General features: G+C 58.9%; 15 protein-coding genes and 1 riboswitch. Of the genes, 10 read left to right on the forward strand and 5 right to left on the reverse strand.

The features are described 5' to 3' along the window. Positions 1-77 precede the first annotated feature (77 nt). The 4 genes from JZX89_RS21090 to JZX89_RS21105 all read left to right on the forward strand — a co-directional run bounded on the left by JZX89_RS21090 (position 78) and on the right by JZX89_RS21105 (position 7,532). Positions 78-1,127, forward strand: a complete 1,050-nt coding sequence (locus JZX89_RS21090; RefSeq protein WP_207135274.1) for an acyltransferase family protein — start codon at positions 78-80, stop codon at positions 1,125-1,127. Between the two features lie 378 nt (positions 1,128-1,505). Further along, positions 1,506-2,702, forward strand: a complete 1,197-nt coding sequence (locus tag JZX89_RS21095; RefSeq protein ID WP_149899142.1) for a polysaccharide biosynthesis/export family protein — start codon at positions 1,506-1,508, stop codon at positions 2,700-2,702. A 406-nt stretch (positions 2,703-3,108) separates the two neighbouring features. Next, complete coding sequence (locus JZX89_RS21100; protein ID WP_207135275.1) at positions 3,109-4,395, forward strand: efflux RND transporter periplasmic adaptor subunit; 1,287 nt, start codon at positions 3,109-3,111, stop codon at positions 4,393-4,395. Next, positions 4,392-7,532: an efflux RND transporter permease subunit gene (locus JZX89_RS21105; protein ID WP_149899144.1), complete on the forward strand. Its 3,141-nt coding sequence runs from the start codon at positions 4,392-4,394 to the stop codon at positions 7,530-7,532. The genes JZX89_RS21100 and JZX89_RS21105 overlap by 4 nt, the downstream gene beginning before the upstream one ends. A gap of 61 nt (positions 7,533-7,593) precedes the next feature. Here JZX89_RS21105 and JZX89_RS21110 read toward each other — a convergent pair whose 3' ends face one another. From JZX89_RS21110 to JZX89_RS21130, 5 genes are all read right to left on the reverse strand, one after another. Beyond that, positions 7,594-8,169: an invasion associated locus B family protein gene (locus JZX89_RS21110; RefSeq protein WP_207135276.1), complete on the reverse strand. Its 576-nt coding sequence runs from the start codon at positions 8,167-8,169 to the stop codon at positions 7,594-7,596. Beyond that, positions 8,169-12,116 carry an autotransporter outer membrane beta-barrel domain-containing protein gene (locus JZX89_RS21115; protein WP_207135277.1) on the reverse strand — a complete coding sequence of 1,316 codons (3,948 nt, stop codon included), beginning with the start codon at positions 12,114-12,116 and terminating at the stop codon, positions 8,169-8,171. The genes JZX89_RS21110 and JZX89_RS21115 overlap by 1 nt, the downstream gene beginning before the upstream one ends. A 241-nt stretch (positions 12,117-12,357) precedes the next feature. Next, entirely contained in the window at positions 12,358-12,882 is a 525-nt protein-coding gene (gene smoA, locus JZX89_RS21120; RefSeq protein ID WP_149899712.1) for an NADH-dependent FMN reductase SmoA, read from the reverse strand. Between the two features lie 5 nt (positions 12,883-12,887). Beyond that, complete coding sequence (locus JZX89_RS21125; protein ID WP_207135278.1) at positions 12,888-13,781, reverse strand: aldo/keto reductase; 894 nt, start codon at positions 13,779-13,781, stop codon at positions 12,888-12,890. Continuing rightward, positions 13,781-14,938, reverse strand: coding sequence for an LLM class flavin-dependent oxidoreductase (locus tag JZX89_RS21130; protein ID WP_207135279.1), 1,158 nt, complete (start codon positions 14,936-14,938; stop codon positions 13,781-13,783). The genes JZX89_RS21125 and JZX89_RS21130 overlap by 1 nt, the downstream gene beginning before the upstream one ends. 100 nt (positions 14,939-15,038) lie before the next feature. On the opposite strand from JZX89_RS21130, the gene JZX89_RS21135 reads away from it, so the two are divergent. From JZX89_RS21135 to JZX89_RS21160, 6 genes are all read left to right on the forward strand, one after another. Beyond that, the gene (locus JZX89_RS21135; protein WP_207135280.1) at positions 15,039-15,743 is read left to right on the forward strand and encodes a GntR family transcriptional regulator; all 705 of its coding nucleotides are present in this window, start codon (positions 15,039-15,041) and stop codon (positions 15,741-15,743) included. 335 nt (positions 15,744-16,078) lie between these two features. After that, positions 16,079-17,155 carry an ABC transporter ATP-binding protein gene (locus tag JZX89_RS21140; RefSeq protein ID WP_149899149.1) on the forward strand — a complete coding sequence of 359 codons (1,077 nt, stop codon included), beginning with the start codon at positions 16,079-16,081 and terminating at the stop codon, positions 17,153-17,155. A 52-nt stretch (positions 17,156-17,207) separates the two neighbouring features. Then, entirely contained in the window at positions 17,208-18,443 is a 1,236-nt protein-coding gene (locus JZX89_RS21145; RefSeq protein ID WP_149899150.1) for an ABC transporter substrate-binding protein, read from the forward strand. A 175-nt stretch (positions 18,444-18,618) separates the two neighbouring features. Continuing rightward, positions 18,619-19,530, forward strand: a complete 912-nt coding sequence (locus JZX89_RS21150; RefSeq protein ID WP_174374876.1) for a carbohydrate ABC transporter permease — start codon at positions 18,619-18,621, stop codon at positions 19,528-19,530. Between the two features lie 4 nt (positions 19,531-19,534). After that, positions 19,535-20,389, forward strand: a complete 855-nt coding sequence (locus JZX89_RS21155; protein WP_149899151.1) for a carbohydrate ABC transporter permease — start codon at positions 19,535-19,537, stop codon at positions 20,387-20,389. A gap of 12 nt (positions 20,390-20,401) precedes the next feature. Beyond that, positions 20,402-22,393 carry an alpha-glucosidase gene (locus JZX89_RS21160; protein WP_207135281.1) on the forward strand — a complete coding sequence of 664 codons (1,992 nt, stop codon included), beginning with the start codon at positions 20,402-20,404 and terminating at the stop codon, positions 22,391-22,393. 36 nt (positions 22,394-22,429) lie between these two features. Continuing rightward, positions 22,430-22,532, forward strand: a riboswitch (TPP riboswitch). Positions 22,533-22,590 lie beyond the last annotated feature (58 nt).

The raw sequence follows: 22,590 nt of genomic DNA on the forward strand, positions 1-22,590 counted from the left end.
CACGATTTTTTTCGTCCTGAATTTTTCATTCTCTTTTGAACTTTTAAATTTTATCAAAAACTTTTTAGAGCACCGGCATGGAACAGAAAAAGTCACGCGACAATAGTTATGATGTCGCCAAAGGCCTATGCATGATCCTTGTGGTCTTCGGTCACGCGGAAAGGGGATTAAGCGCTTCCGGCACACCACCGCAATTCAGCCTTCTGGGATTTATCGATTACACGATCTATACTTTTCACATGCCGTTTTTTTTCTTCGTTTCGGGGCTTTTTTTCTCATCCGGCAAAACAACAGACCCCAGGGATTTCCTCGGCAAGCTGGGAAAAAATATCGCTTATCCCTATCTGTTCTGGTCACTCGTGCACGGCAGCCTCATGGTTGCCATGGGTCGTCTCGGCCTCACGAATACGGTCATTGATTTTACCAGAATTCTCGAAATCCTGTGGAATCCGATCAGTCCCTTCTGGTTTCTCTACGCGCTGTTTTTCTGCCAGCTCGCATCCTTTGCGTTGAAGCAGATATCCGCGCTTATCCGCCTGGCATTCGCACTCGTTGTTTTCACACTGCTTTATTCACTCGGCCATTCCGTCCTGTGGGATATCGCCTACGGCTTCCTGTATTTCACACTCGGCATCGTCGCGAAACAATATGGTTTTCAGCAGAGACGATACGATACGCGCTCATTTCTCTCGCTTCTCGTCGCCTTTGCGATTTCAACCTATTTGTCATGGCAAGCCGAGATTCCCGAGAGGCTCCCTTTTATCTCCGCTGTTCTCGGCGTCTTTCTGGTGATCGCACTGTCGCAAATTCTCGCGAGGACCGAAAACGCGATATCGTCCTTATTTGAAACGCTTGGACGACTGTCCGTCGGCATTTATGTCATGCACATCATCGCCATCGGCTTTGGCCGGGCTGTCGCAGTCAAACTGTTTCAGGTGACAGATATGGCAAGCCTTCTGGCAATCACGACAATCATCGGCGTTGCGCTGCCGGCAATCGTTCAAATGGCCGCCATCCGCCTTGGCATCCATGAGTGGCTGGCATTGCCCGCCTCGGCCCATAGAAGATCAAACGACATCACACCGTCTTTCGGACGCATCCGTAAAAAGCTGAAAAAACATTCGTAAAACAAATAATTACCAATTCGTGACATCAAGACATAAAGAAACTTCGCAAGCGTGACAAAACTGCACTAGCGCAATGCAGCAATCGAAGAGATTATGGCTCTGACTGAATATTAAAAGCAAAGACATCAACGCTCCTCTGAACCACGAATGTGCGCGATTGCAGCTTTCTGGCACAGATGATCGGTGAATGAACTTGAAGCATCGCCTGGCATTATGCCTTATACGGGTGGAAGCAGTTTCTAAATACGATTCTGCTTAAGGAATGTAATACCGGTTGAGGTTTCTTTACCGGCTCTGTTTACGACGTGTCTATTTTTTAAAAATTATACGATGTCCGGACTGTTTTACTTTTCGGACGAAATTCATTTTGAGGACCAAATGCGTTTATTGAATGTTTCGATTCTGCTTGCCTCCGCAGCACTCGCGGGCTGTACGGTCACAGCGGCATCCGGGCCTGATGCGGCGTCAATCGAATCCAACGCTTCGGTCAAATTCGGTTCCAGGGACAAACAAAAAACCGCGGGCGTTGACTACGCGCTGATCGATATAAACAGTTCCGTTCTGAATTATGTCGGCGACACCACGACGACCACCCTGCTCGGCAGCTTCGGCGGTGGCAAGGGTGGTGTGCCTGCACTGCCGATGGGTGTCGGCGACGTGGTGCAGGTGGCAATCTTCGAAAGCCAGGCGGGTGGTCTGTTTATTCCGAGTGATGCGGGCAGCCGCCCCGGTAACTTCATCAGCCTGCCGAACCAGACGGTGGATCGGGAAGGCAATATCAGCGTGCCCTATGCCGGCAAGATCCGCGCGACCGGCCGCAATGTAGAAGATGTGCAGAGCGAAATCGAGGAGCGGCTTGCCAACCGTGCCATCGAACCGCAGGTTCTCATCACCAAGATTTCCAGCCGTTCGGCGCAGGCCTCCGTGCTTGGCGACGTCAAGGAGCCGACGAAGGTCCAGCTGTCGGAAGCTGGCGATCGCGTTCTTGACGTGATCTCCTATGCCAAGGGCCTCAGCGCCCCGAATATCGAATCCTATGTGACGCTGATCCGCCGCGGCAAGACTGCGCGCGTCAATTATAATCACCTCGTCAGCACGCCGACCGAGAACATCTATGTGGTTCCGGGCGACACGATCATGGTGGAGCGGGAGCGCCGTACCTATCTGGCCTTCGGCGCTTCCGGCCTCAACGGTCGTTTCGAGTTCGAGGACGCCGATCTCAAGCTTTCGGATGCGCTTGGCAAGGCGGGCGGATTGCTCGATTCGCGCGCCGACCCGGCCCAGGTCTATGTCTATCGTACCGTCAAGCGCGAGCTTCTGGTCAAACTCGGCATCAATACATCCAAATTCCCAGGGCAGGACGTTCCGGTCATCTTCCGCGCCAATCTGCGCGATCCGTCCACCTTCTTCGCCAGCACGAAATTCCCGATGCAGGATCGCGACATCATCTACGTCACGAATTCGCAGGCAACCGAACTTTACAAGTTCCTCGATCTCGTCGGCTCCGTTCCCGCGACGACGGGCAATGTGGCCGAGGATGTACTTGCGACGCGCAACGCCATCCGGGCCTTCTGACCCATGGCATCGCCGCGCTAACGCCAAAGCCGCCCCGGAAACGAGGCGGCTTTTTCTTTGGCTGAAACCAACAGGGGGCATGGCCTGCCGGCCAAGATGCCTATCGGCGACATCCCGCTTTTCCATCAGCTCATAGCGCCCGGCGGAAACAGAAGCCGATCTTTGCAGCGCAGCCCGAAGCGCGGCCGGCGGCTGTCGTGCGGTAAGCTCAGTGATCGGTATAGGCCGAAAGCCGCTGCATCCCCTGATCCGCAAGGCAACACTGCCGCAGACATTGTCGCCGCCATTACAAAAGTTTAAGGTGATTTCGCAGCGCAATGGGTATCTTCTGGGGGCAAGCTGCTCCCAAGGCTTGCCGCACATGTTCGGGAAACATGTATTCGCTCTCATTATGCGGAACCGTCAGATGAAACGTTTCTGGACCGCTCTCAGCGTTCTTGCCATCGCAGCCATCGGCGCGTGGTATTTTAGGGATCGCCTGCCGCTCGATCAAATTCCCTATCTCAAGCAATTCGCCAGCGTCTCGCAACAGGCGGAACCTGCCACGACTGACACCAGGGCACAGCACGCACAAAACGGCCAGCCCGCCCCACAACAGAGCCAAAGACAGGGTAGCGGGCGGCGCAATGGCGGACCGCCCACCGTCAGCACCATCGCCGTCGACAAGGCGACGCTGCCGATGGATGCCATGGCGACAGGTTGGGCAGTTGCTGCCGATATTACCAATATCGCCCCGCTTCAGGCCGGTCTCGTCACGGAAATCGCGGCAAAGGACGGCCAGCATATCAAGGCCGGCGATCTGATCCTGAAAATGGATGACCGCATTGCCCGCGCCGCCGTCGACAAGGACAAGGCCAATATTGCCGCCGATCAGGCGACGCTTGATCAGGCCGAGGCGGCTTTCCAGCGCGCCGCCAATCTGGTCAAACAGAATGCCGAAGCCCAGCAGGTGCTGGATCTGGCCAAGGCGGCGCGGGATTCGGCCAGCGCCAAGATCGGCGCTGACCGCGCGGCACTGGCCGCCGACCAGGTGGCGCTCGAGAATATGGAAATCCGTGCGCCCTTTGACGGTCGGCTGGGCGATATCAGCGTCAGCCCCGGCGCTTATCTCAGCGCCGGCGTCAATATCGTGACGATCACGAAATACGACCCCATCGACGTCAGTTTCCGCCTGTCCCAACGTTACCTGCCGCAATTGCGCGAAGGCCTCGAGAAGGGCGCAACTGTGGATGTAGACCCGGCGGCAACCGGCGGTGAAGCCATGCAGGGCGTGCTGCGCTTTTACGACAATACGGTGGACCAGACCTCCGGTACCGTGCTGGTGAAAGCGGAATTCAAGAACGACCGCGGCCTTTTATGGCCCGGCCAGTCCGTCAACGTCACAGCCCACTTCGTCTCAGATGAGGAGATGATCGTCGTGCCGACGGTCGCGGTTCGACCGGGGCCGAAGGGAAGTTTCGTCTATATCGTCGATGAGAACCACCGTGTTCATATGACGACGGTCGAAGTCGCCCGTTCGAACGGCGATCTTACCGCCATCGCCAGCGGCCTGTCCGGTGGAGAACACGTGATCATCGAAGGCCAGTCGGAACTCGCCGATGGCCAGCAGGTTGTCGAGCAGTTTTCCGACAAGGGTGGCGCAGACGGCAATCTTGCCGCCAATGTTCCGCAGGAAAAGGCTGGCACCCCATGATCTCGAATTTTTGCATCAACCGGCCCGTCGCAACCACTCTTCTCGCCATCGGCCTCGTGCTGGCCGGGCTGGCCGGTTTCCGCCTGCTGCCCGTCGCCGCACTGCCGAAGGTCGACTTTCCGACGATCAGCGTCTCGTCATCGCTATCAGGCGCTTCGCCGCAGACCATGGCTACATCGGTCACCACCCCGTTGGTCAAGCAGTTCGAGACCATTCCGGGCGTCAGCGAGATCAGCGCCACCAATACGTTGGGCAACAGCTCGATCGTGCTGCAATTCGACCTCAACCGCGATATCGATGCGGCGGCTGCCGATGTTCAGGCCGCGATTTCGCGCGCGCAGCGGCAATTGCCAAGCAACATGACGACGACGCCGAGCTACCGCAAGACCAACCCGGCCGATGCACCGGTGCTGTTGCTGGCCATCAACAGCAAGGAACTGCCGACCAGCAAGGTGGATGAGATCGCGGAAGATATCATCTCGCCGCTGCTTTCCACCATTTCCGGCGTCGCCCAGGTCAGTGTCTATGGGGCGCAGACCTATGCCGTGCGCATCGGCCTCGATCCGGCGCAGCTTCAAGCGCGCGGGCTCGGCGTCGATACCGTTACCAATGCGATAGCGCAGGCGAATAATCAGGTGCCCGTTGGCGCATTGCAGAACGATAACCAGCGCCTGACGATCGAGGCCGATACCCAGCGCACGGATGCCGCGGCCTTCCGTACCCTGGTCGTGGCGACGAATAACGGCGCAGCCATTCATCTCGGCGATATCGCCAACGTCACCGACAGCATCGACAACACCAATGCCGGCAGCTGGTTTGACGGCGAACAGGCGATCATCCTTGCCGTACAGCGACAGCCGGACGCCAATACCGTCGACGTGGTCGATGCCATCAAGGCCAAGCTGCCGGCACTTCGCCAGCAATTGCCGCCCTCGGTGAACATCAACGTCATGAATGATGCCTCGACGGCCATCACGGACGCGATCTCCGATGTGCAGTTCACGCTTTTCCTCACCATCGGTCTGGTGGTCGCGGTCATCTATCTTTTCACCGGCCACCTGACGGCGACCATCATTCCAGGGCTTGCCGTACCTCTATCGCTGATCACCGCCTTCGGCGCGATGTATGTGCTGGGTTACAGCATCGACAATATCTCACTGCTGGGGCTGACATTGTCCGTGGGGCTGGTGGTGGACGACGCCATCGTCATGCTGGAAAACATATTACGCCTGCATGAAAAAGGCCTGACCATGCGGGAAGCGGCCCTTCAGGGGGCGGCGGAAGTCAGCAATACCATCCTGTCCATGTCCATCTCGCTGGTTGCCGTGTTTATTCCCATCCTGTTGATGGGTGGGGTGATCGGCAGGCTCTTCAACGAATTCGGCATGGTCGTCACGCTCGCGATCATGGCCTCGGCGCTGGTGTCGCTGACGGTGACGCCGATGCTCGCCTCGCGCCTTTCCGGCAATTCGTCCAGACCGCCAGCCATCGTCCGGTGGTTCGATGCCGGTTTCGAGCGCACGTTGCATGGTTATGGCCGTGCCGTCGGCTGGTGCCTTTCCCACCGCCATGTGGTTCTGGCTTCGTTTCTGGCCTCGATTGCCGCCTCGCTCTATCTGTTCGAGACCCTGCCATCCAGCTTCTTCCCGCAGGAGGATATTGGCCGTCTTTCAGTATCGACACAGGCGCGCGAGGATATTTCCTATACTGCGATGCGCGACCTTCAGGCCCAGGTTGCCGACCAGATCCGCAAGAACCCGGCCGTTGTGCATGTCACCTCCATTGTCGGCGGCAATTCCCGCAATCCGCTGAACAACGGCTCGATGTTCGTTGAACTGAAGTCCAAGGAAGAACGCGCGCCGCTCAGCCAGGTACTGGCGGAACTGGGGCAGGCCACATCAAAAGTGGCCGGCATCCGCACCTATATCAATCCGCAGCAGAGCCTGCGTTTTGGCGGACGCAGCTCCGCCAGCCAGTACCAGCTCGTCGTTCAGGGCCTGAATGCCGACACCACGAATGAATGGTCGAACAAGCTGATGGAGGCGATGCGCCGCGACCATACATTCACCGCCGTCACCTCCGATGCCCAGAACGGCGCCATCGCCGCAACGATCTCTGTTGATCCGGAAAAGGCGGCCGCCTTCGGCATCACCAATGACCAATTGCGCAAGACGCTGGAAATGTCCTTCGGCGGTTATACGGCCGCGCAAATCCAGTCGACTGGCGACAGCTATGACGTGATCGTGGAATTTGACAGCTCCAAACAGTGGAATGATGATTTCCTCAGCGATATCAACATTCTCTCGGCCAAGTCTGGCGTTCTGGTTCCGCTGTCCAATTTCGCCAGCCTCACGCGCACGCAGGCGCCGGTCACCATCAACCAGACGGGCCAGCTCGTCTCCACGACGATTTCCTTCAACCTGCCGGATGGGGTGGCGCTTTCCGATGCCACCAGCCAGATCGATCAGCTCAAGAGCACAATCGGCCTGCCGCAGGACGTTTTCACCAGCTATGGCGGCACGGCGGCAATCTTCCAACAGAGCCAGGGCAATACCGGCATCCTCATTCTGGCGGCGGTGCTGACCATCTATGTGGTTCTCGGCGTTCTCTATGAAAGCTTCATCCACCCGCTGACCATTCTTTCCGGCCTGCCAGCGGCCGCCTTCGGCGCGCTGGTGGCGTTGAAGGTGATGGGCATGGATTTTTCGATCATCGCGCTTATCGGCCTGTTGATGCTGATCGGCATCGTCAAGAAAAACGCGATCATGATGATCGACGTGGCGGTGGAGTTGATGCGCGAAAAGGCCGAACCGGCCGTCACCGCCATCCACGAAGCCTGCGTTCGCCGGTTCCGGCCGATCATGATGACGACCTTTTGCGCGCTCTTGGGCGCGCTCCCAATCGCGCTTGGCTCAGGTGCCAGTTCGGAACTGCGCCAGCCGCTCGGCGTCGCGGTGGTCGGCGGTCTTATCGTCTCGCAATTGCTGACCCTGTTTATCACCCCTGTTATCTTCGTGGAAATGGACCGGTTCGGCAATTTCCTCGCCGGTCTGTTTTCCCGCAAAAAATCAGCCGGGAAGCACACCGAGCCGCAAAAGCCGGAGGGCGAAGATCAGCCCGATTCCGTCGCTGCCTAGATCGTTTTGATTTTACGCGTTGTCCGGACGTAAAAGGGTTTCCGTTTTTACTGGAAACGCTCTAACGCAGGTTTCCGAGGCGCTTCAGCGCCTCAGAAAAACCCGCCGCCTGCAACTGGAACGACACCGTGCGGCCCTGCAGATCGGGGGCTTCGATCGTCAATGTCTTTCCCGCCTCAAGCGCAGAGACAAGCTCGACAAAGGGCGTGAAGGACACGATGCAACCGACGGGCAGGCAAGTGCTGACCTGCATTTCCTGCAGCCGCACATTTCCGGATTTCACTGAAAATAGCTTTGTGACAGCAAGGCCGAAAGGCATGACGAAGGTGCCGGAGAGCCTGTCCGGCATCTTCGGATCATCAATCCGGAATTCGACCGAGACGACAAGCTTGCGGGTTTTCTCCTCAAGCTGCACCTGTGCTATGGCGCAGACCGGCTTTTCCGCCACTACTGGGGCGTTCGGATCGGCCTCGTCCTTTTTCGCGGACGCCGCGCAGGCGAGCTGCCAGCTTCCATAAACCTCATGCAAGGGCGCAGCAATCTTCGCTGCCTCCTGCGCAAGCGCGTTTGTCGCCACACCGACGAAGAGAGAAACAGCAAGGGTCGCGTTCCACAGCATGTTTTGACCGCGCCTCATCAGAAACGGACTCCCAGTTCGGCAGATGCGGATTGATCCAAGACGCCCGCCCCGAAAACCGCGCCATAACGGAATGTCAAGGTGGCGGAAGGGTTGATATCGTAGCTCAGTCCCAGATTGAGCAGCGCCACATCCTGCGCCATCGCCGCACTCGCGACGGAAAAACCACTGCCGCCCGTGTAGAACAAGGTGCTCCCCACTACCGGATCGCCGTAGGCATGACGCCAGCCGATATCGAACATCGCCTGCCCAGCCAGGCTCTCAAATGCAATGTCACGGCTGAAACGCGCACCAAGCGTTGAATAGAGCTGATCATGGCTGGCAGAGCCGGAAGAAACGGCGGCGATACCGCCCTTCTCGCCGAAAGCATCCGTCTTCGTATTCACATAGCTGATATTGGCATAGGGTTCGAACTGTGTCAGATCAAAATTGAAACGCCAGGCGGCCTCGGCAAAGACCTGCGTGGTGGAGGCGTCATAGCCGGCGGTCAGATTTTCATGCAATGTCGAAAAAGATACCGTCCGGCGGGTTACGACATCCTGAAAAGCATGGACCGCTCCAAAACGCAGCGAGGCCGGGCCGATTATGCCTCCGCCATAGGCGGCCAGATAATAACTGTCCACATCCGCTGCCGACAGGGACTTCTGGCTGATGACATCACGACCATAGCCGGCAGCAACACCGGCGCGCCAGCCGTCACCCCAATCACCATCGAGACCAAAAAAGACGCCGCCGCCTTTCATATTGACCGACGAGCCGCTGCCATCGCCATCGATGCGTCCGCGCGACCCGAAACCATTGGACCATAAAGTGAGGGAGCCTTCATCGATATTCATCGGGTCCGGTGCGCCCATCCCGCCGACGGCAGGCAGGATCGAGCGCGCATCGATACCCTTGAAGGCGCTGCGCAGCCGGCTGAGAATAACATCACGGGTCAGTTGACTGCGGTTTATCAACGCCATGGCAAGCGAGGGATGCAGTTCGCCGGCAAGCTGTGAAAACGCTGTCTGGGTCTCTGCCTGCTGAAGATAATAAGCCGCATCGTAAAGTGCCGATCCTTCCCCCAACGCCTCGACCGCGTTGGCAGCGGAACGCGCATTGCCCGTCGAGGTCGAGGCGGCAAAAGATCCCGGCCCGAAAGATTCGCGTTTCAGCAGAAGGTAGACCGTATTGTTGTCGCCACTCTTCGTGACAGCGGTCTTCAGATAATCAAGATTTCCAACCACATCGGCAAATGCCCCGCTCACCCCCCCCGTTGCCGTCAGAAGCACGTATTTCGCACCGAAAGCAAAGGTCAGACTGTCCGTCACGGGTGTGACGATGAGATTGACATTATTGGCTATGGTGACAGTGCCGGTGACAGCAAGCCTGTCGGAATTGCCGTAGCTGTCGATTTCGACCGCATAGGCGGAGCCGCTGGCAAATGTCGCGTTGCCGGTGGACGTCAATGTGCCAATGGAATTGCCGGGCGCAAGTGTGCCGCCGGACTGAACCGTTACGCCGCCTATGGTGCCGGAGCCGCCAAGCGCCGCGCCGTTGGCGACTGAAATCACGCTTGCAAGCGAGCCATTGACGCTGAGCTTGCCGGAGGAAACTTCGGTGGTTCCGCTATGGGTGCTGTTTCCGGTCAGGATCAGATTACCGCTACCAGTCTTTTCAAACGAACCGGAACCGCTGATGACATTGGAAAGCCTGCCGGCCCCATCCACCACCAGCGCCGCATTATTGGCGATCTCGCCCGAACCAAAACTGGTGGCGGTTCCCTTCAGCGTACCGGCCGAAATTGTCGTCCCGCCGGAATAGCTGTTGTTGCCGCCAAGCGTCGTCACACCGTTTTCGGCATCGATCCGGCCAGCACCGGAGATATCCGCGGAAAGCTCGTAATCGTTTTCCGAGTGGTTCAGGACGATGCTGCCATTGCCGGCACCGAAAGCAATCGCCTCCGCCTCAATCTCGCCTGCCGAATGCGCCGTCTGCCCGGCAGCAGCGCCAATGTTCAAGACACCGGTGGAACCCGCAGCCGATGCGATCATGACGGTCGTTGCGGCAACAGAACCACCACCCGTCACCTCCACCGTGCCGCCGCCGCTTCTCCCGATAACCAGGGTGTTGCCGATCTCCACGTGCGACCCCACCCCGACGATCCGCAATGCACCGTCCGAACCTGCCTCCGTACCGAGAGAAAGCTGATTGGCATTTAGGGAAGCGCCATTGAGTACCGTCACCTGGCCGGTGCCGGAGCGGCCGATATTCATGGAGCCGGAATCAGCAAGATTATTGTCGACCTCAGCCGTGACATTCGAACCGGTCCCTTCGATCATCAGTATCCCGGAGGAGCCGGCAAGCTCGCCCAGCGTTACCTGCCCCGCCTGAATGCCGGCGCCGGTGTCGACCGAGACCTCTCCAACGGTGCCATTCTGATATCCGACGACAAGGGCCCTGGCCACCGTCCAGCTTGACCCACCACCGGCGATGGTCACGGAAGATCGCGAACCGCCGAGCGTTGCGACATATCCGGCACCGCTGGTGACTGCACCGCCTGCATCGATCTGCAGCGAGCCCTTGCCGGCATTACCGACATAGAGGTTTGCGGAATTGCGCAGGGCACTTCCGGAACCGGAGACCCGGAGAGAGCCGACGCCATCGGCATTTACGCCGAGAACCGTGTCCGCCGTTTCAACGACGCCGCTGCCGGTCACCACCAATGAGCCAGCACCATCCACGCCCACGCCGAGACTACCGTTACCGACCGTCCATACGGAGCCGCTGCCATCCACGACCGCGCTGCCCGTCGCACCCGCGACGTTGCCGAGACGTGCAGACGCGCTTTCAACCTTGCCGCCCGTATCGACATTCAGCATGCCGTAACCGGGTGTTCCGACCGCCGCCAGCGCATCGCCGCCGATCTGCAGGTCGCCTGTGGTCCAATTCGTGCCGCCACCGGTCACATTGACCACGCCAGCCGAATTGCGGCCAATCGTGACGGTACCGCTGGTTACCATCGCGGCTGTACCCACAGACATGGTGACCGCACCTTCATTGCCGACAACCAGCGTGCCCTGAGTTTCCAACATGGAGCCAGCGCCATCTATTTTGAGCGCACTTCCACCCGATGACGCCAAGTCGCCGATGACCATGTTGCCCTGGCTGATCACCACGCCGCCGCCAGCGATGACGAAAGAGCCTGAACCATCGCCGCCGATGACCATATCGCCGGAACTTGTCAGTGTGCTGCCGGCACCCTCGACGGTCACGGTCCCCATGGAACCAACCCCGCCGGCGACAACCAATCGACCGGTTTTAAGCTCACTTGCGCCCAGCACCTCCAGCGAACCGAAACCGCCATAGCCCACGAAAACCGTATCGGAATTTTCAAGGCTGGATGAATTGTCCAGTTTAACCGTACCGTATCCGAGCCCATCCTCGCCTATATAGATATGTCCAAGAGAAGTGATCGAACTTCCACTGACATCAAGGTCTCCAACGCCGTTTCTGGCCACGAATATATTGCCGTCATTCGACCAGTTTCCTCCGGAAAAATTCAATTTTCCGGCAATACCAGCGTTGGCACCAATTTCGCTGTAAGTTGTCGACAGGCCGCCATTGACCGAAAGCGAGGCATCAGTGTCTAGCCCGATAGCCAGGCCAGAGACGTTGGCATGTGTTCCGGCTGCAATCGTCGGTCCCTCGGAATTGAAGCTGGCGGTGTCGTTTGCGCCGGGAACACGCGTATAGCCGTACCAACTGGAGGCTAAAAACCAGTCATCCGTGGATGATCCAACCCAGACGATCGTGTCCGCCAGAGCGGATGGCGAGAGTACGGCGGAAAACATCACGGCGAAAAGGCTCGTTGAGCCGCGCAGAAAATGCCGGGATAGGGACGCCACCCTCAAGCGGGTTTTCTGCGGATCTTTCCCTTCAGAAACACCACAGAACCAACCGGACATCCAAGCTCCCTTACCGGCGCATTGCGCCGCTCTGCCCTGATCCGGCGAATCACTCTTCCAGACAAATCAATTAGCTCACTCCGAAGGATAATTGGTAGTATAAAGAGCATAAAAAAATGCTCTGGACGCCTGCGCAAATATAAAAACGGAGCGCGACGGGCGCGCTCCGCGAAACAAATGAAAAGATTGTTTGAATAATAGGATTTTTGCAGGTGCCGAAGGGGAACCCGGGCAGCTTCTACTACTGCCGGGAGAACCGGCCAAAGGCTCCGCCTGAAAAGCACAGGGGGTCACCATCACGATGGGCGGCGCGCAAAACCTCGCCGACGATGATGGTGTGGTCGCCCGCATCGTGCGCCGCGGCCTGCCGGCATTCAAACCGGGCGAGCGTTCCGGGAATGACCGGCACGCCCTCATCGTTCATTTCCCAGTCCAGATCATCGAAGGCGCGACCGTTGCGGGTAAAACGGGCGCTCAGCACATCCTGATCGGCACTCAGCACATGAATGGCGAAATGGGTGGCGCCACTGAAGGCCGGATAGCGTGACGAGTTCTTGGCCGGCGACCACAGCACCAGCGGCGGATCGAGCGATACCGACGCGAAGCTGTTGACCGTCATGCCGATAGGTCCGTCCGGCGTCGTTGCCGTCACCACCGTAACCCCTGTCGTGAAAGCGCCAAGCGCATTGCGAAAGCTGCGACTGTTTTCGCCGCCGGGAACAAATACATGCTCATTGGGCATTTTGATCGCCTCTGCCATTGCCACTGTCATCACGGCACCTCGTTTCCGATTGCGAGTGTATAAAGCTCAAACCATGTCTGGCGGTCGATTGTGACGCTGAGGGCGTCAGCCGCCGTTTTGATGCGCTCGATATTGTTGGTGCCGAGCACCGGCACGATCTTTGCCGGGTGGCGCAAAAGCCATGCGATGGCGACAGCGGTGGCATCGACGCCCTGCTCCTTGCCGATGCGCTGCAGCGCCGCCATCGTTCCACCATGCGCACCCGAAAACAGCGAGCCACCACCGAGCGGCGACCAGGCCATCGGCGAAACCCGCTTTTCCTGCAGGAAAGCGAGATCACCATTGGTGAAACTATCTGTGGCAAGCAGGCTCATTTCGATCTGGTTCGTGACCAGCCGGTTTTTCATGGCCGATTGCAGCAGCGAAAAATCCCATGGCCGGAAGTTGGAGACACCAACGGCCTTCACCTTGCCCGACGCCACCAGTGCGTCGAGCGCCCTGCCGGTTTCCTCCGCATCAACAAGCGGATCAGGGCGATGAATGAGCAGGAGATCGACATAATCGGTTCCCATGTCGCGCAGCGACGCCTCGACCGAGGCATTGATATGGTCAGCCGTCGTATCGTAATGCTTGACGCGGGCGGCGGAGTGACGTCCGGCCGGTGCGACGATGCCACATTTGGTGACGATCTCTATTCTGTCGCGCAGTCCTGGAGCAGCCTTGAGGCCGCCACCCAGAATGGCTTCCGCCGTGTATCCGCCGTAAATATCGGCCTGATCCATGGTGGTGATGCCCTGCGCCAGGCAGGCTTCGATCTTGGCCTGCACATGGGCGGGCGAGGTGTCGGTATCGTCACCGATGCGCCACATGCCGTAAACGATGCGGCTGAGTTGCAATGTGTCAGAAAGAGCGATGCGTTCCATCAGTGGCGTTCCCCGTTGCCGAGCGGCGTGGCAGGTGTTTCAGAAGGCACCCGGCCGTAGGCATGCGGCAGGGAGCAGGTTTTCATCTGCGGCAGAACCTTGGTGCCGAAGTGTTCCGCCTCATCAATATGCGGATAACCGGAAAGGATGAAGGCGCGAATGCCCATCTTCTGGTATTCTTCCAGCGTCGACAGAACCTGATCCGTCGAACCGACAAGTGCCGCACCGCAGCCGGAGCGCGCCCTGCCGATGCCGGTCCACAGATTGGGTTCGACATAACCGAACTTGTCAGCCAGTTCGCGGGCACGCGCCTGATGCGACACGCCGAGCGAGCCGCTGTCATGGGCGCGGTTGCGGATCAGCTGGCCATATTCGTCATCCAGCTTCGAGACAAGATGCTCGGCATATTCGCGGGCTTCCTGTTCGGTATCGCGCACCACCATATGGACACGCAGGCCGTAATCCAGCGTGCGGCCATGGGCGGCAGCGCGTTCATTGGCGGCGCGCATGCGTTCCGCCAGCTGGTCCTTCGTTTCCGGCCACATCAGATAGACGTCACACTGCGCGCCACAGAGTTCGAGCGCATCCGGCGAATAACCGCCGAAATAAAGCAGTGGCCCACCATTCTGCTGGTAGGGACGTGCCGGTTCGGTCGAGACGCCCTTGAACTGGTAGATTTCACCATCGTGATCGATAGTGTCGCGCGTCCAGGCCTGCCGCAGGATTTCAACAACCTCATGGCTGCGCTTGTAACGGAAGGCGCTGTCGGCCACTTCACCCGGAAAATCGGAACTGATGACGTTGAGCGTCAGGCGGCCCTTCAGCATGTGATCGAGCGTCGCCACCGTGCGCGCCAGCATGATCGGCTGCATCTCGCCGCAGCGGATTGCCGCAAGGAAATTGATGCGGTCACTGATCGGCGCACAGCCTGCAACGAAGCTCAGCGTATCCTGCCCGACCTGATAGGAAGAGGGGCAGAGGATGTTGCGGAAACCGAGTTCTTCGGCCTTTTTGACGATATCGGAGCAATGGTCGAAGCTGGAGCGCAGGCTGCCGTCTGGCACGCCCAGATAGGCGTAATCATCGGAGCACAAAGCGGAAAACCAGGAGACCTCGGCAGCATCGAGATCAGCGGATGTAACGGGTACGACGGTCATGCAATTCCTCCTCAGGGCCGCTCTTGTTTTTCTTGCATAACATCAAGAAATATGTAAATCAATGATGTATCAATTTTTGTTTCGGGGAGGAAACGGCATCATGAAAAACACTGGCGGCAGCCTGCCCATGTATTTGCAGATCGCCGAAATGCTGGTGCGCGAGGTGGCGGCGGGCCGGTTGATCGACGGCGAAAAGCTGGCGCCGGAGCGCGACATGGCGGCCGATCTCGGCATTGCCGTCGGCACACTTCGCAAGTCACTCGCCGAATTGCAGGAGCGCGGCCTGCTGGAACGCGTACAGGGTTCGGGCAACTACATCCGCGCCGTCAGCGACCCACAAAGCGTTTACGCCTTCTTCCGCCTTGAGATGATCGAGGGTGGCGGCCTGCCGACGGCGGAGGTTCTGGATGTGGCGCGGCTTGCCAAACCCGCCGCCCTGCCCGCTTTCGGCACATCGATGGAAGGACATCGCATCCGCCGCCTCCGGCGCATTGCCGGCAAACCGGCTGCCATCGAGGAGATCTGGCTGGATGGATCTTATGTCGACACGATCTCCATCGAGAACATGTCGGAATCCCTCTATCTCTATTACCGCACCCGCCTCAATCTCTGGATATCGAAGGCGGAAGACCGCATCGATCTGGGCGATGTGCCCGAATGGGCACCCGAGGCCTTCGGTCAGAAGCCGGGCGCGCCGGTGCCGCGCGTGCTGCGTCTCAGCCAGGCGCAGGATGGCGCGGTGGCCGAAGTCTCATGGACATGGTTCGACCATACGGTCGCCCGCTACGTTTCTCGCATACGTTGAGATCACCGCATATTCGCGTGATCCACATGAGGATAAGAATTTGACGGGAGGCAAGGAAGCGGCGACCTGCCTTGCGGCAAGTTTCGCCACTATATTTCTTTAAATCAACAACTTAATAGTTTTTGATTTCTGTCAGAAATAAAATTGATACACTATTGATTTCCTTTTTGTGAAAGGTAATATCACGGAATTAGGGAGACAGGCGTTTCGCCATCCCACGTTATCGCCGGATAATCGGGACAGATTTTCGACAGAGCGATACGTGGAACTTGAAGGTTGATACCGGCTTTTGCGTCCATCGGGATTTTGGACGCGCCGGTTGTGAGGAGGAAAATATGGCTTCAGTCAGCCTGCGCAAGCTGGATAAGAGTTACGGTGCCCTGCGCATCGTCAAGGGCATCGACCTTGAAATCAACGATGGCGAATTCGTGGTTTTCGTCGGCCCTTCCGGCTGCGGCAAATCCACGACGCTGCGCATGGTCGCGGGTCTGGAAAGCATTACCGGCGGTGAGGTCATGATCGGCGACCGCGTCGTCAACCGGCTGCCGCCGCGCGAACGCGACATCGCCATGGTGTTTCAGGACTATGCGCTTTATCCGCACAAGACCGTGCGTGAAAACATGGGTTTCAGCCTCAAAGTACGCGGCGTGAGCGCGTCGCAGGCCAATGCCAGCATCGATGAGGCGGCAAAGATGCTCGGCATCGAGCATCTGCTCGACCGCCGGCCCGGCCAGCTTTCCGGCGGCCAGCGCCAGCGTGTGGCCATGGGCCGCGCCATCGTGCGCCGTCCACAGGTGTTTCTGTTCGACGAGCCGCTGTCCAACCTCGACGCTAAACTCCGCGGACAGGTGCGCACGGAAATCAAGCGCCTGCACCAGCAGCTCGGCACGACAATCATCTATGTCACCCATGACCAGGTGGAGGCCATGACGCTGGCCGACCGCATCGTCATTCTGCGTGGCGGCGATATCGAGCAGGTCGGCACGCCGGACGAGGTCTATAACCGTCCGGAAAGCGTCTTTGTCGGCGGTTTTGTCGGTGCTCCCGCCATGAATTTCGCCCGCGCCAGGGTAAACGGCGACCGGCTGACATTTTCCGACGGCAATTCCCTGCCGATGGCGACCATCCGGCCAGCCCGCGAAACGGGCCTCGAAGGGCGCGAAGTCATTGTCGGCATTCGCCCGGAACATTTCGGCCCGGCCGAGGGCTTCGACAGCCAGCTTGCGGTCAAGGTGCAGGTGGTGGAACCGCTGGGTTCCGATACGCTGGTGCATTTCAGCCTCGGCGATGCGGCGCTGACCGCCAGAATGCCGCCGCAGCTTCGCCCGGCGCCGAACGAGGAGCTGAGAATCGGGCTCGATCCGTCCAAAGTCCATCTTTTCGACGCCGCGACGGAGCGCTCTATCCACTGATTGCCGGGCGTGGAAACGCTGCGGCCAACGGGTTTAATAACGGGAGGAACACATGAAATTCAAAGCCATAACCGGGGCAGCGCTCTGCGCAACCATGCTCACCTTTTCGGGACAGGCCTTTGCCGATGCCGAACTGAAAATCTTCGTTTCCAGCCAGCATCAGCCGGATGTCTGGCGCAAGGCGCTCGATCAATATGAGGCGAAGACGCCGGGCGTGAAAGTCGTCATCGAGACCGGCGGCAACACCTCGGAAATGCAGGCGCAATATCTCAACACCGTGATGTCGGCCAAGGATTCCAGCCTCGACGTGCTGATGCTCGATGTCATCCGTCCGGCGCAATTCGCCACCGCCGGCTGGACCAGCGATTTCTCCGGCAAGGATTTGTCGGGCTATCTGCCCACCTATGCCGAAGCGAACACCGTGAACGGCAAGGTCGTGGCGCTGCCCGCCTTCGCCGATTCCATGTTCCTTTATTACCGCAAGGACCTGCTGGACAAATACGGCATTCAGCCGCCGACCACCTGGGACGAGCTGAAGGAAGCGTCCAGGAAGGTGATGGAGGGTGAAAAGAACCCTGATCTTCAGGGCCTGTCCTTCCAGGGCAAGGCGATCGAAGGCGCGGTCTGCACCTTCCTCTTGCCCTATTGGAGCGAAGGCAAGTCGCTGGTCGAAAATGGCAAGCTGAACTTCGACAATCAGGCGGCCGTGGATTCGCTGAAGCTCTGGAAGAGCTTTGTCGATGAAGGCATTTCCAAGAAGAACATCTCCGAAGTGGCGACCGACGACACCCGCAAGGAATTCCAGGCCGGCAAGGTTCTCTTCGCCGTCAACTGGTCCTACGCCTGGACCCATTTTCAGGGCAAGGAATCGCAGGTGAACGACAAGGTCGGCGTCGCCCGCCTGCCGGCCGTCAAGGGCGGCGAGCAGACGACCTGCCTCGGTGGCTGGGAATTCGGCGTTTCCGCCTATTCCAAGCAGCAGGATGAAGCCAAGAAGCTGGTGGAATATCTCTCCGGTCAGGATGTGTCGAAGTTCATGGCCATCAACGCCACGCTGCTGCCGACCTATGCCGCGCTTTACAAGGATGCCGACGTGACCAAGGCAATCCCGTGGTTCGCCGATGCGCTGCCCGTGGTTGAAACCGCCAAGGCCCGTCCCGTGACGCCGCGTTACAACGAGGTCAGCGAGACGATCCGCACCACCGTCAACGGCGTGCTTGCCGGCGTCATGACGCCGGAGGACGGCGCAAAGCAGATGGAAAGCCGTCTGCGGCGCGTTCTGCGCTAAGCTTCAAGGCCGGAAAGCGGCATGACTGCCATGCCCTTTCCGGCTGCTTCGACGGACAGGAATAAACGCGCCCGGGCGGCGCGATAAACGGGCCGGATATGAACCGGTCCGATCGGGAGACGATGACGTGAATCCAGTTGCGGGAGTGGCAGGTGTGACAATGCCGGAAAGAACCATGGTTCGGGTGGACGAACAGAAGCTGCCGCGCTGGACGCGGTGGCTCGATCTCGGCGACCGTTCGCTTGCCGTGCTTCTGCTGGCGCCTGCCGCCATTCTTCTGTCGCTCATCATCGTCTATCCGGTGGCGCGGCTCGTCTATACCAGTTTCTTCAGCCTGTCGCTGACATCGGGCCTGCCGGCGGAATTCATCGGCTTTGAAAACTATACGGCGATGTTCGACGATCCGATCTTCTGGGAAACGACCTGGAACACGGTTCTGATAACGCTGATTACCGTGCCCGGCGCCCTGTTTATGGGCCTTGGCCTCGCGCTCCTCGCCAACCTGCCCTTTTCCATGCAATGGCCGATGCGCCTGTCGCTGCTCATTCCCTGGGCGCTGCCGCTGTCCTTTGCCGGCCTGATCTTCGCGTGGTTCTTCCATTATGAATATGGCGTGGTCAATGATGTGCTCAACCGTCTGGGTTTCGAAGGCATCATCTGGTTCAATTCTCCCAACTGGGCCTTTGCGGCCATCTGCCTGACGATCATCTGGAAGACCTCCTCCTTCATGGCGCTGATGATCCTTGCCGGCCTGCAGACCATTCCGCGCTCGCTTTATGAGGCGGCGGATGTGGATGGTGCCGGTAAAATCCGACAGTTCTTCGAAATCACCCTGCCGCTTCTGAAGCCCTCGATTGTCGTCGCCCTCATCTTCCGCACGATCACGGCGCTGCAGACCTTTGATATTCCTTACATGATGACCGGCGGCGGCCCCGGCACATCCACCACGACACTTGCCATGTATATCCACCAGAACACCGTTTCCTTCCTCGATCTCGGTTACGGCTCGGCCTTAGCGGTCATGATGTTTGCGCTCTCCATGTGCGTTACCGCCGTTTATCTCCGCATCATCAGGACGAAGGACTGATCCCATGAGCACCGTTGCAAATTCCGGTCTGTCCTCGTTCTTTTCCGGCAAGCCGCTGCGCTTCATTGCGGCCTCCATCCTTCTGGTCAACGGTCTGTTTCCGGCGATCTGGATTTTGTTCACCTCGCTGAAAACCGAAGCGGAACTGACGGTCAAGCCGATCACCTGGTTTCCGCATACGCCGACGCTGGCCAACTACATGCAGGCCTTTTCCGACCAGCCGCTGCACCTGTTCCTGTTCAACAGCTTCATGGTGGCGCTGCTTTCGACCGCGCTCACCATTCTGATTTCGGTGCTGGCGGCTTATGCGCTGGCGCGGCTCAACCTCAAATACCGGGCGCTGATCCTCTCACTCATCATCGCCGTTTCCACCTTTCCGCTGGTGACGCTGCTGGTGCCGCTGTTCGAAATCATGCGGGCGCTCAACCTGCTCAACAGCTGGACAGCGCTGATCCTGCCCTACACCGTGCTGTCGCTGCCGGTCTGCACCCTGATGCTGGTCTCCTTCTTCGAAAGTATCCCGCGCGATCTCGAAAATGCCGCCATGATCGATGGCTGCACCCGCATCGGGGCGCTGTTCAAGGTGGTGGTGCCGCTCTGCGCACCGGGCGTTTTTACCGCCGGCATTCTCGCCTTCGTCAATGCCTGGGATGAGTTCCTGCTGGCGCTTTCCTTCAATTCCAATCCGGCCCTTCGCACCCTGCCCGTCGGCATCCAGCTTTATCAGGGTGAATTCGCTTTCCCCTGGCCGGTCATTTCGGCGGCGCTGGTGGTTGGCATCGTGCCGGTCGCGATCCTGATCGTCATCTTTCAGGAACGGGTTGTCTCCGGCCTCACCGCCGGCGGTCTCAAGGGTTAAACAGGTACAGTCATGCAATTCGAAAAGACCAAAGACGGCTTCACGCTCGCAATCGGCGGCCGTACCATCCTTGCCCATTCGCCTGACAATCCCGCCTTCTTCGCGGGTTCTGGCCGCGAGCGGATGGATATGTATCGCGGCAATTTCGACATCGAGGACTATGTGATCGAGCGAACTGCCCTGCGCCATGCCGAGTTGAATGGCGACAGCGTTACGCTTTCCTCCGCACCCGGACAGGCGCCGCGCCTTCGCCTGACGCTGGACGGCAACGCTATCAGGCTGGCTGCGCTGGATGAAACCATCAATCGTCTGTGGCTGCGCGTCGTCGCGGAAACGGATGAGCACGTCTGGGGCGGCGGCGAGCAGATGTCCTATTTTGACATGCGCGGACGGCGTTTTCCGCTTTGGACTTCCGAACCCGGCGTCGGTCGCGACAAGACCTCGGAGCTTACCTTCAAGGCCGATGTCAGCGGCAAGGCGGGCGGCGATTATTACAACACAAACTACCCGCAGCCGACCTACCTCTCGTCGCGCAAATACGCGCTGCATGTGGAAACCAGCGCCTATTCGGTCTTCGATTTCCGCAACGGCGATTTCCACGAAATCGAAATATGGGCTATCCCGGAAAAGATCGAGTTCTTCGCGGGCGATGCCTTCACCGATATCGTCTCCGCCCTCTCGCTGCGGTTCGGACGCCAGCCGGAACTGCCGGAGTGGATCTATAATGGCGCGATCATCGGGCTAAAGGACGGCGTCAGCTCCTTTGCCCGGCTGGAGAAAATCCGTGCTGCCGGAACGAAGGTTTCCGGCCTCTGGTGCGAGGACTGGGTGGGCCTGCGCCAGACATCTTTCGGCGCGCGCCTCTTCTGGGACTGGCAGGCCAATGACACCCGCTACCCGCATCTGCGCCAGAAGATCGCCGAACTTGCCGATCACGACATTCGTTTCCTGGGCTATGTGAACCCCTATCTCTGCGTTGACGGCCCGCTGTTCCCGGTCGCCGAAGAAGCCGGTTATTTCGCCACGGATGCGGACGGCAAGACGGCGCTGGTGGATTTCGGTGAATTCGACTGCGGCGTGGTGGATTTCACCAATCCGGCCGCGGCCGACTGGTTTGCCGAACAGATCATCGGCAAAAACATGCTCGATTTCGGCCTTTCCGGCTGGATGGCCGATTTTGGCGAATATCTGCCGATCGATATCAACCTTTCCAACGGCGTCGACGCCAAGCTGATGCACAATGCCTGGCCCACCCTCTGGGCCGAGGTTAACGCGAAAGCCGTCGAAAGCCGGGGCAAAACCGGCGAGGCGCTGTTCTTCATGCGCGCAGGCTTCACCGGCGTGCAGGCCCATTGCCCGCTGATCTGGGGCGGTGACCAGTCGGTGGATTTCTCCCGCCATGACGGCCTCGTCACCGTCATCTGCGGCGCGCTGTCCTCCGGCCTCATGGGTAACGCCTACCACCATTCCGATATCGGCGGTTACACCAGCCTGTTCGGCAATGTCAGGACGGCGGAACTCATCATGCGCTGGACGGAAATGGCCGCCTTCACGCCTGTGATGCGCACCCATGAGGGCAATCGCCCGCGCGACAATCTCCAGATCGATCAGGACGACACGGTTCTTGCCCATTTCGCCCGCATGACGGCGATCTATGTCGCGCTCGCCCCCTATCTGAAATCGCTTTCCGCAGAGGCGGCTGAGACTGGCCTGCCGGTGCAACGTCCGCTTTTCCTGCATTATGAGGACGACCGGCAGACCTACGCCATTCAGGACAGCTATCTCTATGGAGCCGACATGCTGGTTGCGCCGGTCTGGAAAGCGGGCGAAACGCAGCGCACACTCTATCTTCCGGGCAATGGCGAATGGGTGCATCTGTGGAGCGGCGCGCGCCATCCCGGCGGACGCGAAGTCACCATCGAAGCGCCGCTCGGCCAGCCCGCGGTTTTCTATCGTGCCGATAGCAGCCATATCGCCCTGTTTGAACAGCTTCGCAGCATCTGAGCCGTTGACAGCCAGCTAAAAAAGCGACAGTTTCCGACGCATTCCGAGGGGAGCACCGCACGGTGCTGAGATGGCGATGAGCCGGACCCTTGAACCTGATCCGGGTCATGCCGGCGTAGGAACGGAAACTGTCGCACCCTTCAGGCGCTGCCCTTTCTCTTCTCCGCTTGGCCATGATCTCCGTGATTGTCACATCT

The sequence above is a fragment of the Agrobacterium burrii genome (genome assembly GCF_017313405.1).
GTDB classification, from domain to species: Bacteria; Pseudomonadota; Alphaproteobacteria; order Rhizobiales; family Rhizobiaceae; genus Agrobacterium; species Agrobacterium burrii.

What these genes read in the sequence shown, in the direction of transcription:
- JZX89_RS21095 (WP_149899142.1), top strand. Translation starts at nt 1,506, where the DNA reads ATGCGTTTATTGAATGTTTCGATTCTGCTTGCCTCCGCAGCACTCGCG.
- JZX89_RS21155 (WP_149899151.1), top strand. Translation starts at nt 19,535, where the DNA reads ATGAGCACCGTTGCAAATTCCGGTCTGTCCTCGTTCTTTTCCGGCAAG.
- JZX89_RS21145 (WP_149899150.1), top strand. Translation starts at nt 17,208, where the DNA reads ATGAAATTCAAAGCCATAACCGGGGCAGCGCTCTGCGCAACCATGCTC.
- JZX89_RS21140 (WP_149899149.1), top strand. Translation starts at nt 16,079, where the DNA reads ATGGCTTCAGTCAGCCTGCGCAAGCTGGATAAGAGTTACGGTGCCCTG.
- JZX89_RS21150 (WP_174374876.1), top strand. Translation starts at nt 18,619, where the DNA reads ATGGTTCGGGTGGACGAACAGAAGCTGCCGCGCTGGACGCGGTGGCTC.
- JZX89_RS21130 (WP_207135279.1), bottom strand. Translation starts at nt 14,938, where the DNA reads ATGACCGTCGTACCCGTTACATCCGCTGATCTCGATGCTGCCGAGGTC.
- JZX89_RS21100 (WP_207135275.1), top strand. Translation starts at nt 3,109, where the DNA reads ATGAAACGTTTCTGGACCGCTCTCAGCGTTCTTGCCATCGCAGCCATC.
- JZX89_RS21105 (WP_149899144.1), top strand. Translation starts at nt 4,392, where the DNA reads ATGATCTCGAATTTTTGCATCAACCGGCCCGTCGCAACCACTCTTCTC.
- JZX89_RS21110 (WP_207135276.1), bottom strand. Translation starts at nt 8,169, where the DNA reads ATGAGGCGCGGTCAAAACATGCTGTGGAACGCGACCCTTGCTGTTTCT.
- JZX89_RS21125 (WP_207135278.1), bottom strand. Translation starts at nt 13,781, where the DNA reads ATGGAACGCATCGCTCTTTCTGACACATTGCAACTCAGCCGCATCGTT.
- JZX89_RS21115 (WP_207135277.1), bottom strand. Translation starts at nt 12,116, where the DNA reads ATGTCCGGTTGGTTCTGTGGTGTTTCTGAAGGGAAAGATCCGCAGAAA.
- JZX89_RS21090 (WP_207135274.1), top strand. Translation starts at nt 78, where the DNA reads ATGGAACAGAAAAAGTCACGCGACAATAGTTATGATGTCGCCAAAGGC.
- JZX89_RS21160 (WP_207135281.1), top strand. Translation starts at nt 20,402, where the DNA reads ATGCAATTCGAAAAGACCAAAGACGGCTTCACGCTCGCAATCGGCGGC.
- JZX89_RS21135 (WP_207135280.1), top strand. Translation starts at nt 15,039, where the DNA reads ATGAAAAACACTGGCGGCAGCCTGCCCATGTATTTGCAGATCGCCGAA.